Genomic DNA, 16,522 nt, shown 5'->3' on the forward strand with positions numbered 1-16,522 from the left:
TGGGAGGTTGGGGGCCTCGTCAGCGCGCCCACTCCAGCTCGGCGTAGGCGGTGGTGAGGTTGCGGCGGTGGAAGTCCTCCGCCAGTTGCCATTGTCCGGGCAAGCGGGTGGCCTCCAGAGTTTCGGTCAAGCTCAGGCCTTTTCCCAGCGCGGCCTCGACCTCGCGGCGCAGGTCCGCCAGGTAGCCGGCCGTGGGCGCCAGGCCGGCCGGCCAGTCGTCCATGACCCGGCCGTGGCCCGGCACGGCGCGGCGCACGCCGCCCTCGCGGGCGAGCGCTTGGAGCACCTGCTGCCAGCCGACGAGCTTGCCGTCGAGCACGGGCAGGTGGCCGTCGAAGGCCAGGTCGCCCAGCCACAGCGTGCCGGAAGCGGTGTCCAGCACGGTCAAGTCCGCGTCGGTGTGGGCGGTGGGCCAGGCGCGCAGCGCCAGGGTGCGTCCGCCCAGGTCCAGCTCCATCTGGTCGGCCACCGCCATCGTGGGCGGCGGGATGCGCTGCGGCACTTCGGCCGCCCCCTCGCGCTCCAGCGCGCGCAGGTAGTAGGGCCCGCGCGCGGCCAGCGCCGACGCGAGCTTCAGGTGTCCCACGATCTGCGGCGGCCGGCCGCCGTTGGCGGTGGCGAAGGCGCCGTTGCCCATGACGTGGTCCGGGTGCACGTGGGTATTGACCAGGAAGCACACCGGCAGCGCGCTCACCGAGCGCAGCGCCGCCAGCAGCTCGCGCCCGTGCTGCAGGCTGCCGCCGCTGTCGATCACCGCCGCGCAGCGGCTGCCGAGCACGAAGCCGGTGTTGGCCACCTGGGCGTGCGCCGCGTCCCAGACGGCGTGGCGGCCGAGGAGGAGGTAGACGCCAGGAGCGAGGGTTTGCAGGGCGCTCGCCGGCGCCGCAGCCCCCGCTGCAGCCGTGGCAGGCGCCGCGCCGGAGCCGGTGGCGCCGGGCAGCGGCGCGCAGGCTGCCGTCAGCAGCGCGGCACCCGCAGCCACCCAGCCGGCGAGCAGGCGCGCGCGCATGGCCTCAGCGCCCTTCCGCCATCTTCTTGAGGTTGGCCAGCCCCGACTGGTACACGCCCGTGACGGCCTTGAGCGCCGCCTCGTCGTTTTTGTCCGCCGGGGGATCGTTGCCGGGGAAGGCGCGGTAGAAGGCGCCGCGCCACTCCACCACCGACTTGCTGTCGCCCTCGGGGCTGACCTGGATCGTGGAGGTGTAGTTGCTCACCGGCAGCGCGCCGCCGTCCTTGGCGCGGTAGCTGTACTTGCGGCCTTCGTCGCTGTAGCTCTCCAGCGTCTCGACGATCTCGCCGCCGCCCTTGAGCGCGATGGTGCGCACCGAGCCCACCGTGTTGCCCTGCGACGCCGGGCTGGCCGCCACGGCCGGGTGCCACTGCTGCAGCGCGTCGAAGTTCTTCAGCTTGTCCCACACCGCCGCGGCCGGGGCCTCGATGGTGACTTTCTCGACGACCTTCTGCCGCGTCGGGCCGTGGGCCTGGGCGCCGCCGGCCAGGGCCGCGGCCAGGCCCAGGGCGAGCAGGGGTCGGAACGATCTGTGGTGCACGGGCATGTCTCCTTGTGTGTGCGTCGTTGGTTTGGGAATCAGGGCCCCGTCGCCACGAAGGCGCCGAAGCCGCGGGGATTCGATCCGGTGCGGATGCGCGCGCGCTCCTTGCCGCTGGCCACGTCCAGTATCGAGAGCTCGTCGTCCATCCAGTTGACGACCAGCAGCTCCTCGCCCTGCACCGCCACGCCCTCGGGATGGCCGAAGCCCTCCAGGCGCAGCTGCAGTTCGTAGCTCTGCGCGTCCAGCACGCTCACCGTGTCCTCGTGCTGGTTGGTGACGAACAGCCGCGCGCCGTCGGCCGAGAGCGCCGCGCCGTAGGGGGCGCGGCCCAGCGGCACGCGCTTGGTCTCGCGCAGCGCCGCCAGGTCCACCACGCTCATGTCGTCGCCCTGCACGTTGAGCGCCAGCAGCCGCCCGCGCGGCTCGTCCAGCAGCAGCGCGAAGGGGTGCTTGCCCACGACCACGCGCGCCTTCACGCGCCGCGCGGGCAGGTCCACCACGGCCACCACGTCGTCGTCGCGCTCGGCGACGTAGGCGGTGGCGCCGTCGGCCGACACCGCCACGCCCGACGGGGTGCGCCCGAGGGCGATCTCGCCCACGCGCTCCAGGCTGCGGGTGTCGAAGCCGATGAGCCGCTGCCCCTGCCAGTCGGCCACCCAGACCTGGCGCCCGTCCGGCGCCGCGGCGATGCCCAGCGGCTGCTCGCCCGCCGCACGCGTGCCCAGCATCCGCGTGCTGCCCAGCTCGATCACCGCCAGCTCGCGGCTGTCGGGGTTGGTGATGAAGACGCGGTCCCCGGCCACCGCCACGCCCGCGGGCGAGCGCCCCACCGGCACCGTGGCCACCACGCGGCGCTGCGCGATGTCCACCACGCTCACGTCGTGGCTGCCCTGGTTGGTGATGTAGGCGAAGGCGGAGGCGGCCTGCGCGGCGTGGGCGCACAGGAGCAGCGCCGTGGCCGCTGCGGCACGGCCCAGCAGCGCGATGGGCTCAGAACGCCACATCCGCCGTCCCCAGCACCGGCCAGCCGCGCTCGCGCGCCACGGCGCGCAGGCGGTCGTCGGGGCGTACCGCCACCGGATCGGTCACCGCCTCCAGCAGCGGCAGGTCGCCCGCGGCGTCGGAGTAGAACCAGCTGCGCTCGAAGTCCTGCAGCGCCAGCCCTTCGGCCGCCAGCCAGCGCCGCACGTGCGTGAGCTTGTGCTCGCGGTGGCAGGGCTCGCCTTCGATGTCGCCGGTGAGCCAGCCGCCCACGCGGCGCGCCTCGGTGGCCAGCACGTGCGGCACGCCGAACAGCCGCGCGAAGGGCTCGGCCACCAGCCGCGTGGTGGCGGTGACGATGGCACAGCGGTCGCCGGCCTCGCGGTGCCGCGCCACCAGCGCCAGCGTGCCGCGCGGCACGCGCCGCGCCACGTGCTCCTCGAACTCGCGGCCCCAGCGCGCGAGCTGCGCCTCGGCCACGGTGCTCACCGGCGCGACCACCGCGCGATGCAGCGCTTCGAGCCCGGCGCGGCCGGCCAGGTAGCTGCGGCAGGACTCCAGGTAGCGCCGCTCGGCGGCGGCCTCCAGGGCCCCGCGCTCCACCAGGAACAGCAGCCACTCGCGCCCGCTGTCGAAGGGGATGAGCGTGTGGTCCAGATCGAACAGCGCCAGGCGCCGGGAAGCTGCCATGGCGTCAGTCGTACTTGAGGTGCTTGAAGCGCGGGTCATCGGGCGTGCCGTCCAGCGGCGACTCCTCGTCCTTGCCCGGCTGCCACATCAGCACCTCCTCGATCTTGTGCGCCAGGGCGAAGTCCTTGTCCGTCACGCCCTTGGCGGCATGGTTCATGAGCTTCACGGTCACGAAGGCGTAGGACACGGTGAGGTCCGGGTGGTGCCAGGCGGCCTCGGCGAGCTGCCCCACCGTGTTGACCACCATCAGCGTGGACTTCCAGCCGCTGGTCTTGTACTTGCGGCGGATCCAGCCGTCCTCGTAGTACCAGGCGGGCAGCTCCTCCTTGAGCCGCGCCTCGATCTCCTCGGGGCTGTAGACCGTGTCGGCCGTGGACTTGCGCCATTTCGTCATCAGATCCCTCCTCGCGCCGCGGCATGGAGCGGGAATCGCACCGTGGACCGCCGCCGCAGCGCGCAGTCTTGCGCCGCGCGCTGCAGACTGCCCAGCCCGGGCATGAACCCCTGTCGCGCGCGTGCCGCACTCAGCTCCAGTCGTCCATGTCGTGCTTGACGGTGTGGCGGTTTGCGATCAGCTCCTGCACCGTGGGCTCGTTGTTGAGCGCGCGCCGGATGGCCAGCTTGGTGGCCTCGTAGTTGGTGCGGTACATGTCCTTCTTGTCGAGCTGCGCGTGCGTGGCGCAGCGCGGGTCGATCCACACCAGGGAGATGATGCAGAGGTCGTTGGCAAGGTCCTTCGGGATCACGCCCTCGATGAGGCAGTCCACCACCGCGTCGGCCGTGGCCGACTGCACCACGCCGCCGAAGAGGTCGATGTTGGCCATGTCCTTGAGCGTGACCTTCGGCACCAGCATCGTGGCCGGGCGCACGAGCTGGTTGCAGGCGCGGATGGCGAACATCGCGGTGTGGCCCTTGCTCTGGGCCATCATGTTGGCGAAGGCCTGTCCCACCGGGCCGTCGGTGCGGCCGATGAGGATCTCCGGCATCGCGTCCGTGTACTGGCCCTCGGCCGCCAGCACCGTGGCTTCGCCGGCGTGGAAGAGGTAGTTCTTGCTCATGGTCCGTTCCCGTCTTCGTTGACTGTTTGCTGAATTCGCTTCACTGCGGCAGCAGGATCTCGCCCCGCCCGCCGGTCGCCACGTCGCCCGCCAGCCGCTGTACGCGCCGCGCAGGCAGCCCGTCGAAGGCGCCGCCGTAGCCGGCCAGCGAGCGCGCCAGCAGCTGCCAGATCACCCCGACCTCATGCCGCGTGGGCACGAAGCTCGGCGTCGCCGCCACGCCGCCGCCCGCGCACAGCAGCGTGCCGCGGCGCATGTGGAAGCCGGGGTGCAAACCCGCGGTGCCGCCCACCGCCACCGTGCCCGCCACCAGGCGCGAGGCGGCGAAGTCGCCCGCGTCGCCGTGCACCAGTACCAGGCCGCGGCGCATGCGGTCGGCCAGCCGCGCGCCGGCGCAGCCGTGCACCAGCAGCACGCCGCCTCGCACGCCCTCCATGCTCCCGGGCAGCGGCGCGGCGGCGAAGTCGCCCACGTCGCCCAGCACCGTGAGCCGGCCGCCCTGCATCTCGCAGCCCGCCAGCAGCCCGGCATGCCCGTCCACCAGGATCTCGCCGCCGCTCATGCCGGTGCCCACCAGGTCGCCCACGCTGCCGCGCACCTCGATGCGCCCGGCCGCGAGCTGCCAGCCGATGCGGTCGCAACGCGCCAGGTCGCCTTCCAGCACCAGCAGGTCCTCGGGGCCGTCGCCGCGCCCGACCTGGAAGAACTCCGCCAGCGGCAGCGACTGCCGGCCCTGCCACAGCGGCAGCGTCTCCACCGCCGCCACGGAGCGGCCCGCCAGCGCCGCCGGCAGCAGGGCGCGCAGGTCCAGGCGCAGGGCGGGCGGCTGCTTGAGGGTGAGGGTCCAGGTCATGCCGCCGCCTCCAGCAGCTTGTGCAGGTGGAAGTGGAACGGGCCCAGCTTGCCGCCGTAGTTGCCCGCCGAGATGCGCAGCAGCCCGCTGCCGGTACCGCGCGCCGTGGCGGCCTGCAGCCCGGCGCGCATGGCAGCGGCCACGTCGGCCTCCGACAGGCCGTCGATGACGATCTCCATCACGCAGTCCTGTCCCGGCTGCAGCTGGCTGCGCGGCGACAGCCCGATCAGCGACGGGCAGAAGGCATCGTTGGTGGAGGCCGACAGCGCCGGGTACTTGCTGCCCACCTTGGAGCCCGAGCGCACCACGCCGCCGGGGAAGGGCATGATCACGTTGGGCACCCGCCGCATCGCCGCCACCGCGGCCTCGGCCGCGCCCAGCGCCGACGGTACGTCGCGCGCGACCAGCAGCAGGTTGCCGCCGCCCACGCCCTTGATCACCGCCGTCGTCTCCTGCGCGACGAACTCGCCGTCCATCACCGGCACGCGCCAGTAGCGCCGGCCGTCGATGACCTTGCTCACCTGCCAGCCGTCGCCGAAGAAGCGCAGGTTCTTGCCCAGCGCGATGGCCTCGCCTTCGTCCAGACCGGCAAAGATGGCCGTGGTGGGGCAGGTCAGCACGCACTGGCCGACACGGCGCTCCACCTGCTTGGCCAGCTCCTTGCCGGACATGGAGAAGATCAGCACCGACACGCCCGGCCGCCCGTCGGGCGTCTCCCCGGCCGCCAGCTCGCGCTCGATGGCCGCCTCGCAGCCGCAGGCGATGACCGAGGTCGCGAAGCCCGTGGCCGCGACGGCCGCGTGCCGGGCCCACTCGGCGTTGTGCGCGGTGATCACCAGCCGCGTGCCCTTCATCGGGAAGGCCTCGGCGAACTCGTCGTCCACCAGCACGCCGTTGACTTCGATGGCCGCCGTCATGCCCCGGCCTCCTCGGCGGCGGTGAAACACGCCGCCGGCAGCAGCCGTCCGCCGTTGCAGCAGGCACACAGCTCGTCGCGGCCGATGGACGCGTGGTCCGGATGGATGCTGCCGTGGTGCCGTGACCAGTTGCGCAGCAGCTTGGTGATGGAGCGGTCGTACTCCGGCGTCACGAAGTGCGTGCCGCCGGTGGGCACGGCCGTGATGCGCCCGGCCTGCGCCACCAGCATCCCGTCCTTGAACACCAGTTCCGGCGTGGTGAACATGGCCTGCGCATCGGGCTGGCGCCGGTACACGGCGACGTCCGCCGCCGCGCCCGCCGCCAGCCGCCCGCGGTCGCGCAGGCCCAGCAGCCGTGCCGGCCCGGCGCGCGTGACGATGGCGATCTCCTGCAGCGTGTACTCGCGCGTCATGTCCTTGAGCGCGGCATGCGCCGCCACCTCCGGGTGCAGCTTGGCCAGCTGCTCATCTCTGAAGCTCTTGTCCATCAGCAGCCGGATCAGGTGCGGGTAGCTGGTGAAGGGGCCGCCGTTGGGATGGTCGGTGGTCAGCACCACGCGCCAGGGGTCCTTGATCAGCAGGAACAGCTCCAGCCCGATGCACCACTGCAGCGCGTTGACGTAGCTCTGCTCGCGGTAGCGGAAGGGCACCACGCCGCAGCCGCCCACGCACTCGATGTCGGCGCCGGTCCACTTGCGCGGATGCGCCAGCGCGGCCGTGGCGAGCTGGCTCATGGTGTCGCCGGAGGCCGTGACGGTCTGGCCGAAGATCACTTGGCCCACGTCGATGGAGACGTTGGCGTTGGCGTTCACCGCCTCCGCCAGCTGCGCCGCCGCCGAGGAGAACTTGTGCGGCCCCTCGGTGCCGTAGCTGTGGAACTGCACGTGCGTGAGGTGCCCGGGCAGGCCTTCCAGCGCGTCGATGGTGGCCAGCGTGGAGGCGATGTTGCCGGCCGTGCCGAGGTTGCTGGCGTGGATGTGCAGCGGGTGCGCCAGCCCCAGCTCGTGCACCGCGCGCGACAGCGTCGTGAGCACCTGCCGCGGCGTGATGCCCCAGTGCGTGTGCGTGCCGTCCACGTCCAGCCGGCGCTGGTTGAACTTGAAGGCCGAGATGCCGCCCGGGTTCACCACCTTCACGCCCATGGCCTTGGAGGCGTCGATGGCCCAGCCCACGTAGTCGCGGATGCGCTCGAAGGGCTGCCCCTCGGCCAGCATCTGCAGCAGCAGCTCCTCGTTGCCCAGCATCACGTAGGCGCCGTGGTCGAGGATGGGCACGTCGCCCATCTCCATGTGCGCGTGGCGCGCGTTGCTCAGCACCATGGCCGGCTCGAAGGCGGCCGTGTAGCCCATCTCGACGTAGCGGTAGCCGGTGGAAAGCGTCCCGGGCGCGCAGGTGCCGCAGGAGTCCAGCTCCAGCGGGTTGACCGGCCTGGGCGCTGGATCCCGGCCGCGGCGGTGGTCCTCGGGCAGCAGCATGCGCGCGAGGTTGACCTTGCCGCCGCCGATGTGCGTGTGCAGGTCGATGCCGCCGGCCATCACCACGCAGCCCGCGACGTCGAACTCCCGCGCCGGCGGACGGTCGCGGTCCGGCGCCACGACGCGGCCGTCGCGCACGTGCAGGTCCTGCACTGCGTCCAGGCCCGAGGCCGGGTCGATGACATGGCCGTTTCTCAGCACGAAATCCGTCATGCGCTCACCTCCGCGCCGTGCGCGGCCTTGTTGTCCTGATCCACGCTCATGCCGTCTCGAAGGCGTTGCCGATGGCTGCCACCGCCGCGGCCACGCTGGGCAGCCCGTCGGGGCGCAGCGCGCGCAGCGGCATCAGCACCGTGCCGTCGGTGCGGAACAGGTGTGCCGCGTGGCCGATGCCGGGCGTGGCCACCGGGATGAACACCACCTCGCGTCCCGCGGGCAGCGGCGTGCCCGGATGGCCCAGCAGCACCAGCGGCAGCCGGCCCTCGGGCGGCGGCTCGGGATGGAAGGCGTTGACCCACAGCAGCGCGTCCACGTCGCCCTGCGCCAGCAGCCGCCGCGCCTCGAAGCGCAGCGGGTCGTGCTCCAGCCCCAGCGGCGAGGCCTGCGTGCGCAGCGGCAGCCCGCTGAGCCAGGTGAACACCTGCTGCACCGTGCCGGCGCCGTCGTTGCCGCCCAGCGGCAGCGAGGCGGCGCGGGTGACGTGGTTGAGCGCGTTGACGGTCTGGTGCAGGCATTCCGCCACCAGCGCGCCCTGCGCCGGCAGCCGGGCCGGCTCCCACACCAGCACCGCGTAGTGCGCCGCGATCAGCGCCTCGGACAGCGCCACCAGCGCCGGGTCCGCGCCCGGCACCGGGCGGTTGGCGCACAGCGCCTGCAGCACCGAGACGGTGGTGAACAGGTCGCCGTTCTGCAGCGGCAGCGCGTCCACCGTCACGCCGGGCAGGCCCTGCAGCGCGGCGTCGGGCTCCAGGCCCAGGTAGACCAGGCGGCGCTGCGGCACGAGCGAGGTGTCGCCGATGCCGCAGCGGCGGAAGAACTCGGGGAAGTTGTCGCCGGGCCGCGTGAAGCACAGCAGCAGGTCGGCGCGGTTGCGCACCTCGGCCAGCGTGGTGGTGAAGCCGCCGCGGTCCTGCAGCGCGCGCGCGGCGGTGAAGAGCGCCTCGCCGTGCAGGTGGTCGCTGACCGCGCCGCTGCGCTCGGCCAGCCGGTACAGCGCGCGGGCGCCGGCCACGTCGGTGGCCAGGCCGCCCAGCAGCGGCAGCCGGCTGCGGCGCAGCAGCGCGGCGGCGGCGGCGGCGGCTTCCTCCAGCGAGGCCGGCGCGCCGTTCACCAGCGGCGTGGCGGCTGGCGCGGGCGAGGCGGCGCGGAACTGCGCCAGGCCGCGCTGGGCACGGGGGCAGTCGCTGCCCAGGAGCTGCAGGCTGCCGTCGGCCTGCGCGGCGACACCGTAGCCGTCGCAAAGCAGGGTGCAGAAAGGGCAGGTCCAGGGGGCTTCGGCGGCCGGGGCGGAGGGGTCGTCGCGGGCGTCATCCATGGCGGCCCGGTCCGCAAGGGGCATGCCACGCGGTCTGCGGGGCGTCAAGGCGGGAGTCCTGCCGGGCTGTTGCCCCGTGGGTGTCCCACTGTGCTGCGGGGTTGGGACACTGTGTTGCGGGGGGTGGGTGAGAGCCGAGGCGTCACCACCGACCGCGCTGCCGACGCCGCCACCCGTCGTCGCCCCATGGCATGGAACGTGTTTCACCTCCCCGCCATGGAGCACCCGCCCGACCCGTCCAACCCGCCCGCGCATCGCGGCGCGCGGCTGGCGCGGGCCTCAGCGCGGGCGCAGCTTCAGGTCATGCAGTGCGCTGGCCACCAGCCAGCCGGCGGCGCCGGCGGCCTGCGCGGCCTTCAGGTCCGCCTCGCCGCGGATGCCGCCGGCGCCGACGAGCCGGGCGTGCGGCGCCTGGGACTGGACGTCGGCCAGGGTCCGCAGGTCCGGCCCGGCGTCCGCGCCCACGCGGTCCAGCGTCATCACGATCAGCTCGCGCGGCCAGTGCCCCGGGCGCTGCCAGGCGCCGGCCGGGTCCATGGGCGCCTCGTGGCGGCGGTCCAGCGACAGCAGGCCCTGCAGCGCCGGGGCGGCGGCGCTGTCGGCCGTGGCGCCGCCGGGCGCCGGGAAGCAGCGCTCGAAGTCGGCGGGGCGCTGGAAGGACTCAGTGCCGAACACCGGGCGCACGCGCGGCGCCGCCTCGCCCAGGGCGTCCAGCACGGCTTGCGCCGCCGGCAGGCCGCTGAAGCCGCCGTCCAGCCACAGCGTCACGCCGGGCAGCGCCTGCAGCAGCGAGGCCAGCAGCGCGGTCTGCGGCGCGCGGCCGGTGAGGCCGTTCAGGTCGGCGACGTAAAGCAGTCCGGAGGCGGTGTGCTCGCACAGCGCGCGGGACACGGCATGCGGCTCGCTGCCGCGGCACAGGGCCGACTCGATGGGGCGGTAGCGCGCGCGCTCGCCGCGCACGGCGCGCACCACGTGGCCGTCGAGCAGGTCGATGACGGGAATGAGGAGTATTGATTCCATGCGAACGCAGCGTGTCTTCGTATACGAGTATCTCAGCGGTGGTGGACTGGTCGGCGGCGAGGACGGCGACGACGAGGAGCTGCTGGAGGAGGGCATCGCCATGCGCGATGCGCTGCTGGAAGACCTTGCGGACGTGCCCTGGCTGCGCGTGAGCGCCGCCACTGGCAGCGGGCCGGTGCCGGCCATGGCCGGCGTGCACTGGGCGCGGCCGCGCGAGCAGGAATCCCCGCACGACTTCGTGCTGCGCCAGGCCGCGTCGCACGACCTGAGCTGGATCGTCGCGCCCGAGACCGGCGGGCTGCTGGGGTGCATGCGCAAGCTGGTGGGTCCGATGCGCTGGATCGGCTGCGACAGCGTCGCCATCCGCGTGGCCAGCAGCAAGCTCGCCACGCTGGAGCACCTGGCGCGCCACGGCCTGCCCACGCCGCTGGACGCCTGCAGCGCCCGCGAAGCTACGCGCTGGGTGGTCAAGCCCGATGACGGCGCCGGCGCCCTGCACACCCGCGTGCATGACGCCCTGGCCGACGCCAAGGCCGACCTGCGCCAGCGCCAGCGCATGAACGCCAGCGCCACGCTGGAGCCCTGGGTCGAGGGCGAGGCCATGAGCCTGTCGCTGCTGTGCGGCCGCCAGCGCACCGAGCTGCTGAGCGTCAACCGCCAGCAGCTGCGCCTGGCCGCCGACGGGGCGGTGCACTTCAGCGGCGTGTGCCACGGCGCCATCGGCCTGGACGACGCGCGCGCCGCGCTGCTGCAGCGCCTGGCGCGCGACGTGGCGCTGGCGCTGCCGGGGCTGCGGGGGTGCGTGGGCATCGACCTGGTCTGGCACCCGGTGCGCGGGCCGGTGCTCATCGAGGTCAACCCGCGGCTGACCAGCGCCTTCGTGGGCCTGTCGCAGCGCCTGGGCCGGCGCCTGGCGCTGGAGGCGCTGGAGCCCTTCGCACGCCTGGAGGTGCTGCATGCGGCCTGAATCGGGCGTGATCGGCTGGGACATCGGCGGCGCGCACGTCAAGGCCGCCTGGATCGACAACGGCCGGCTGCGCGACGCCGCCCAGTGGGCCTGCCCGCTGTGGGAAGGCCTGGACCGGCTCGATGCCGTGCTGGCGCAGGCGCGCGCGCGCTGGCCGGACATGCACCGCGCGCAGCACGCCGTGACCATGACCGGCGAGATGGCCGACCTGTTCGCCACCCGCGCCGAGGGCGTGCGCCGCATCGCCGAGCACATGGCGCTGCAGCCGGGCATCGGGCTGCACTTCTGGGCCGGCGAACAGGGCTTCGTCGCGGCCGGCCAGGTAGCGGCGCAATGGGAAGCCATCGCCTCGGCCAACTGGCTCGCCACCGCGCAGCTGGCGGCACGGCGCGTGGTGCAGGGGCTGCTGGTGGACATCGGCAGCACCACTTGCGACCTGATCCCGCTGCGCCACGGCCGGCCTGCGGCGCAGGGCCGCAGCGACGCGCAGCGCCTGGCCAGCGGCGAGCTGGTCTACCAGGGCGCCACGCGCACGCCGCTGTGCGCGCTGGCGCGGCGCATCGACTTCGAGGGCCGGCCGCACAACGTGATGAACGAGCTCTTCGCCACCACGGCGGACGTGTACCGGCTGCTGGGCGAGCTCGACGCCGCGCACGACCAGCATCCGGCGGCCGACCACGGACCCAAGGACGCCCTGGGCACGCGGCGGCGCCTGGCGCGCATGGTGGGCCGCGACGCGCAGGAAGCCGGGGACGAGGCCTGGCTGGACTTCGCGCGCGCCTGGCGCGCCGAGCAGCTCAACGAGATCGGGCGCAACCTCGACCGCGTGCTGGCCGCCGCCGGGCTGCCGGCCGATGCGCCGCTGGTGGCGGCGGGCTGCGGCGGCTTCCTGGTGGAGAAGCTGGCGGCGGCGCGCCAGCGCCCGTGCCTCTTCTTCGCCTCGCAGGTGGTGAGGCTGGACGCGCGCGCGATGCCGTCGGCGATCCGGCTGGCGCAGGTGTGCGCACCCGCGGTGGCCGTGGGCCTGCTGCTGGAGCAGGAGCGCGGCTGAGATGTGGGTCGTCAAGCTTGGCGGCAGCCTGCAGTCGGACCCGGTGCTGCTGCAGCGCTGGCTGGAGCTGCTCGCCTCGCTGGGCCGCGGGCGCGTGGTCATCGTCCCCGGCGGCGGCCCCTTCGTGGACCAGGTGCGGCAGACGCAGTCCCAGTGGGGCTTCGACGACCTTGCGGCCCACAACATGGCCATCCTGGGCATGGGGCAGAGCGCGCTGCTGCTGCGCGCGCTGCGCCCCACGCTGCAGGTGGCGGTACGCGACGCCGACATCCGCCGCGCGCTGCGTGCGGGCCACACCGCGCTATGGATGCCGCTGGAGCTGCTGCGCGAGCACGCCGACGAGCTCACGAGCTGGGACGTCACCGCCGACAGCCTGGCGCTGTGGCTGGCGATGCGGCTCAACGCCGAGCGGCTGGTGGTGGTCAAGAGCTGCGCGCCGCCGCCCTTGGCCTCGCTGCGGGAGCTGGTGGACACGGGCGTGCTCGACACCCGCTTCGCCGCCATGGCCGCCGGCGCGGGCTGCGCCGTGGACGTGGTGGGCAAAACCGCAGTAGACGAGATGCAGGCCCAGTTGGTGGGCGGCTGCCGGCACTCGCCGGCCTGAAATGCCGCTGGTTTGAAGCCCGAAACGGTTTCAAACTTGAAGAAACGACTTGTCACATTGCGAATGCCCGGGCAGGATCGCGCCTTTGCTGTGCCCGGTTCGGCCGGGTCGCGTCCCGGTGCCTTGTGCGGACGCACCGGATCCGTCGTCATTCCAAGAACAAAGTTCGCTCGCCATGGACGCCGCCACCCTTGCCCTGCTCATTGCGACCCCGGTCCTTGGCGTTGCCGTTTTCCGCCTTTCCCGCAAGACGGACCAGGTCCTGACGCAGCTGCATGAGCTGAAGGCCCTGCTGTCCGAACCCGGCGGCCCCTCGCATGTGCCGACCGAGGCGCGCGAGCCGGCCGCTGCCCCCACCCGCCCGGCGCAGGACATCAGCGCCGAGGAGCTGCAGCCCACGCAGCTCTACTTCTGCACCAGCGACGGCAAGATGGTGCTGGGCGTCAAGAAGCTCGAAATCCAGCGGCTGGCCCGCTTCACGCGCAGCGCCATCCGCAGCTCGGAGAGCAAGCTGGCCGCCATCAAGGCCGTGCTGCAGGCCTCGCCGGCGGTGCTCACGCACGCGGGCATCGCGGAAGGCCAGCTGATGGAGGTGGTGCTCAACGGCCCGGTGGCGGCCAGCCGCAACGGCGACACGCTGCAGGTCATGCTGCGCGGCGCCGGCGGCAAGGTGATCGAGCAGTCGCGCGTGCGCAACCTGTCGCCGCTGGCCCCGCTGCCGGCCTCGGCCGTGGCGGCCACGGCCACGGCGCTGGCGGGGCAGCACTACCTGGACGGCATCCACACCATGCTGGTGGAGCTGGGCAAGGGCCTGACGGAGGTGCGCGAGCCGCAGAGCGCGGAGCTCAAGGCCACCCTGGGCGAAGCCGCGAGCTTCCTGCTCGACAAGGTGCTGGGCGCCGTGCGGCGCGGCCACCTGCCGCCGGCGCTGGTGACCGAGATGGAGGCCATCGAAAACCGCCTGGTCAAGGTGCAGGAGGAGCTGGTGCAGCTGCACCGGGCGCTCAACCAGCACACCAAGCACATCCACTGCGCCGGCGAGTTCGACCCGGACGAGATGTTCAAGGCCCTGTCCGACCACGTGAAGGCCGTGGACGCGACGCGCAAGCAGTTCGTGTGGACCGTGCAGGCACGGCTGGCGTGCCTGCAGTTCGAGGCCCTGTTCTCGCAGGATGCGCAGGCGCTGCAGCGCCGCAGCGCCGCCATCGTGCAGGCCACGCGGACGCCGGAGCTGGGCAGCGAGTTCGAGCAGCAGCGGCAAGCCCTGGTCGAGAAGCTTGAAAGCCTGGACGACGCGCTCTCCGACGACAAGACACTGGGGCACCGCAAGGCCGCCATGAAGGTCTTCGCCCAGCACGCGTTCGAGAACACCCGCACGCAGCTCGCGGAGGTGGGCAAGGTACTGGTGGAGTCGGTGTCGCGGGGGGCCACGGTGCTCAAGCCCATACGGCTGGCGATCCGGCTGGACAAGGGCCGTGTCGAAGGCTTCGAACTGGTGCCGCGCCACGTGGACCCGGCGCCGGTGCTGGAGCCCAGCGCCGCGGCGGCCTGAGGCGCGGCGCCGCGGCGCCGGCCGCGTTCAGGCCCCGCGCTGTGCCGGTTGGCGATGCAGCCAGATGGCGGTGCCGAGCAGCAGCAGGGCCGCCAGGACCAGCGTGGGACCGATGCCGTTGCCGCCCGCCAGGTGGGAGACGCCCAGCGCCGCCAGCGGGCCGGCGATCTGGCCGGTGGCGAAGGCGGCAACCATGCGCGACAGCAGCGGCGCGGGATCGTGGGGGGCTCGGGCACGGGCGAGCTGCAATCCGGCCATGGTCGCCACCATGAAGGTGCCGCCCACCGCCAGCGCCGCCAGCGCGATGGACAGCCCGGAGCGGCTGAGCAGCGGCAGCAGCACGCCCAGCGCCATCAGCGCATGGCAGCCGGCCCAGAGGTCCAGCAGCCTGAAGCGCTTGAGCAGCCGCCCGGCCACCAGCGTCGAGAGCGCCGCGGCGAGGCCAAAAGCCGGCCAGGCCAGGCCGAAGCGGCCCGGGTCGTCCACCAGTTCGCGCGCCATGGCCGGCAGGTACGTGGCGGGCAGGATGTAGCCGAAGCCGAAGCTGCCGTAGGCGAACACCAGTCCAGCCGTCCCGGGCGGCACCCGGCCCGCCGGCCGTGCCTGGGCGGGCACCGCGGCGGGGCGCGGCTCGCTCCCGGGTTTCCAGGCCCAGGCCACCGCCGCCACGGCCGGCAGGGCCAGCAGGCCCAGCTCCAGCCACAGCGCCGCGGCGCCGTCCGCCGCGCGCCACCAGCTCAGGCCACCGGCGGCGACGATGCCCAGCCCCACGCCGGCGTAGACCCAGCCGTTCCATTCCGGCCGGCCGCCGCGCGCCAGCGCCGCGATGGCCCAGGCGCTCACACCCACCATCACCCAGGCGCTGAGCACGCCGGCCGCGCCGCGCAGCAGCAGCCAGGCCGCGAAGCCCTGCAGCAGCGCGGCGCCGGCCGTCACCAGCGCCGTCCCGGCCAGGCTGCCCAGCACCAGCCGCCGCGGCCGGCCCGCCAGCCGCGCGGCCGTGAGCGCGCCCAGCAGGTAGCCGGCGTAGTTGACCGCCGCCAGCGCCGCGCCCTGCGCGCTGCCGATGGCGCCTTCGCGCTGCATCAGCGGCAGCAGCGGCGTGAAGGCGAAGCGCCCGATGCCCATGGCCACCGCCAGCGCCAGCGCGCCGGCCAGGCACACCGGCCAGAGCGCCGGGCTTGTGGTCGAAGCCGGCATCGCGGCGGCCGGCTCAGGGGCTCGCGTGGGAAGCGGGGAAGGAGAGGCGGAATCCATGTCGGCCATTGGAGCCGCTCCGTTCCATCTGCACAAATGAATTATCGAGAACTACCATTCTCTGCATGAGAAGCCTGGACCTGGAATCGCTGGAGATCTTTCGCACAGTGGTGCGCGAAGGCGGCGTGGTGCGCGCCGCCGCACAGCTCAACCGGGTGCAGAGCAACGTGACCACACGCATCAAGCAGCTGGAGGAGCGACTGGGCGTGGCGCTGTTCCGGCGCCAGGGCCGCTCGCTGGTGCTGTCCGCGGAGGGAGAGGGGCTGCTGGTACACGCCGAGAGGCTGCTGCGGCTGGCCGATGAGGTCGAGACGGCACTGCGCACGGGGCCGGCGCGGGGACCGCTGCGGCTTGGCTCGCTGGAGAGCACGGCGGGCAGCCGGCTGCCGTCGGTCCTGTCGCGCTACCACCGGCTGCACCCGGGCGTGGTCATCGAGCTGTCCACCGGCACCACCGGCGCGCTGCTGCGCAAAGTGGCGGACTACCGGCTGGAAGCGGCCTTCGTGAGCGAGCCCTTCAGCGCGCCGGGGCTCAACGCGCGGCCGGTGTTCGACGAGGAGCTGGTGCTGGTCACGGCCCGCGACCACCCACCGGTGGCGCACGCGGCGGACCTGGCGCGCGGCACCCTCCTGGCCTTCAGCCAGGGCTGCTCCTACCGCAAGCGGCTGGAGGACTGGTTCGGCAGTGCCGACCTGTTGCCTGAGCGCGTGCTGGAGTTCGCGAGCTACCCGGCCATCATTGCCTGCGTGGCGGCGGGCACGGGCTGCGCCATCGTGCCGCGCTCGGTGCTGGAGTCGCTACGCGCCTCGGACGACGTGGCGATGCACGAACTGCCCGAGGCCGTGCGGCGCAACCGCACGCACCTGGTGTGGCACGGCGACGCCTCACCGGCGCTTCGGCGGCTGATGGCGGTGCTGGAGGAAGCCGGGGCCGGCAGCATCCCGGGCCGCCCGGTAGAAGCGTCCACGCCGCCATGACCTGCGCTTCCGCACATTTTTCGGCATCGAATC

Annotated in this window: 17 protein-coding genes; 5 read left to right on the forward strand and 12 right to left on the reverse strand. The window is 73.4% G+C overall.

The window, feature by feature from the left end; genetic code table 11:
- Positions 1–19: 19 nt before the first annotated feature.
- The 11 genes from H537_RS44855 to H537_RS0122625 all read right to left on the reverse strand — a co-directional run bounded on the left by H537_RS44855 (position 20) and on the right by H537_RS0122625 (position 10,081).
- Positions 20–1,009, reverse strand: a complete 990-nt coding sequence (locus tag H537_RS44855; RefSeq protein WP_084150879.1) for a quinoprotein relay system zinc metallohydrolase 2 — start codon at positions 1,007–1,009, stop codon at positions 20–22.
- Between the two features lie 4 nt (positions 1,010–1,013).
- Positions 1,014–1,550 carry an SRPBCC family protein gene (locus tag H537_RS0122580; protein ID WP_028999659.1) on the reverse strand — a complete coding sequence of 179 codons (537 nt, stop codon included), beginning with the start codon at positions 1,548–1,550 and terminating at the stop codon, positions 1,014–1,016.
- A gap of 38 nt (positions 1,551–1,588) precedes the next feature.
- Positions 1,589–2,557: a YncE family protein gene (locus tag H537_RS0122585; RefSeq protein ID WP_051243114.1), complete on the reverse strand. Its 969-nt coding sequence runs from the start codon at positions 2,555–2,557 to the stop codon at positions 1,589–1,591.
- Positions 2,544–3,224, reverse strand: a complete 681-nt coding sequence (locus tag H537_RS0122590; protein WP_028999661.1) for an HAD family hydrolase — start codon at positions 3,222–3,224, stop codon at positions 2,544–2,546. Before H537_RS0122590 ends, H537_RS0122585 begins: the two co-directional genes overlap by 14 nt.
- Before the next feature lie 4 nt (positions 3,225–3,228).
- Positions 3,229–3,618: a 4a-hydroxytetrahydrobiopterin dehydratase gene (locus H537_RS0122595; protein WP_028999662.1), complete on the reverse strand. Its 390-nt coding sequence runs from the start codon at positions 3,616–3,618 to the stop codon at positions 3,229–3,231.
- A gap of 130 nt (positions 3,619–3,748) precedes the next feature.
- Positions 3,749–4,282 carry a formaldehyde-activating enzyme gene (gene fae / locus H537_RS0122600; RefSeq protein WP_028999663.1) on the reverse strand — a complete coding sequence of 178 codons (534 nt, stop codon included), beginning with the start codon at positions 4,280–4,282 and terminating at the stop codon, positions 3,749–3,751.
- Between the two features lie 40 nt (positions 4,283–4,322).
- Positions 4,323–5,135: a formylmethanofuran dehydrogenase subunit C gene (locus H537_RS0122605; RefSeq protein ID WP_028999664.1), complete on the reverse strand. Its 813-nt coding sequence runs from the start codon at positions 5,133–5,135 to the stop codon at positions 4,323–4,325.
- Positions 5,132–6,052, reverse strand: a complete 921-nt coding sequence (fhcD, locus tag H537_RS0122610) for a formylmethanofuran--tetrahydromethanopterin N-formyltransferase (protein WP_028999665.1) — start codon at positions 6,050–6,052, stop codon at positions 5,132–5,134. The genes H537_RS0122605 and fhcD overlap by 4 nt, the downstream gene beginning before the upstream one ends.
- Positions 6,049–7,740 (reverse strand): formylmethanofuran dehydrogenase subunit A, encoded by a 1,692-nt coding sequence (locus H537_RS0122615; RefSeq protein ID WP_028999666.1) that lies wholly within the window; start codon positions 7,738–7,740, stop codon positions 6,049–6,051. Before H537_RS0122615 ends, fhcD begins: the two co-directional genes overlap by 4 nt.
- Positions 7,741–7,786: 46 nt before the next feature.
- Positions 7,787–9,061: a molybdopterin-binding domain-containing protein gene (locus H537_RS44860; RefSeq protein WP_051243115.1), complete on the reverse strand. Its 1,275-nt coding sequence runs from the start codon at positions 9,059–9,061 to the stop codon at positions 7,787–7,789.
- 279 nt (positions 9,062–9,340) lie between these two features.
- Positions 9,341–10,081, reverse strand: a complete 741-nt coding sequence (locus H537_RS0122625; RefSeq protein ID WP_043459645.1) for a HisA/HisF-related TIM barrel protein — start codon at positions 10,079–10,081, stop codon at positions 9,341–9,343.
- Here H537_RS0122625 and H537_RS44865 point away from each other — a divergent pair.
- The 4 genes from H537_RS44865 to H537_RS0122645 all read left to right on the forward strand — a co-directional run bounded on the left by H537_RS44865 (position 10,080) and on the right by H537_RS0122645 (position 14,255).
- Entirely contained in the window at positions 10,080–11,048 is a 969-nt protein-coding gene (locus H537_RS44865; protein ID WP_043459647.1) for an ATP-grasp domain-containing protein, read from the forward strand. The genes H537_RS0122625 and H537_RS44865 overlap by 2 nt on opposite strands.
- Entirely contained in the window at positions 11,038–12,099 is a 1,062-nt protein-coding gene (locus H537_RS0122635) for a hydantoinase/oxoprolinase family protein (RefSeq protein WP_028999667.1), read from the forward strand. Before H537_RS44865 ends, H537_RS0122635 begins: the two co-directional genes overlap by 11 nt.
- 1 nt (position 12,100) lies before the next feature.
- A complete protein-coding gene (locus H537_RS0122640) occupies positions 12,101–12,703 on the forward strand; it encodes an amino acid kinase family protein (protein WP_028999668.1) in 603 nt (200 codons plus the stop codon).
- Positions 12,704–12,878: 175 nt separating this feature from the next.
- Positions 12,879–14,255 carry a hypothetical protein gene (locus H537_RS0122645; protein WP_028999669.1) on the forward strand — a complete coding sequence of 459 codons (1,377 nt, stop codon included), beginning with the start codon at positions 12,879–12,881 and terminating at the stop codon, positions 14,253–14,255.
- Between the two features lie 27 nt (positions 14,256–14,282).
- On the opposite strand, the gene H537_RS0122650 is transcribed toward H537_RS0122645, so the two are convergent.
- Positions 14,283–15,455 (reverse strand): YbfB/YjiJ family MFS transporter, encoded by a 1,173-nt coding sequence (locus tag H537_RS0122650; protein ID WP_028999670.1) that lies wholly within the window; start codon positions 15,453–15,455, stop codon positions 14,283–14,285.
- 122 nt (positions 15,456–15,577) lie between these two features.
- Here H537_RS0122650 and H537_RS44870 point away from each other — a divergent pair, with 122 nt between their 5' ends.
- A complete protein-coding gene (locus tag H537_RS44870; RefSeq protein WP_043459649.1) occupies positions 15,578–16,489 on the forward strand; it encodes a LysR family transcriptional regulator in 912 nt (303 codons plus the stop codon).
- The last annotated feature ends 33 nt before the right edge of the window (positions 16,490–16,522 follow it).

The organism is Azohydromonas australica DSM 1124, from assembly GCF_000430725.1.
Lineage (GTDB): Bacteria > Pseudomonadota > Gammaproteobacteria > Burkholderiales > Burkholderiaceae_C > Azohydromonas > Azohydromonas australica.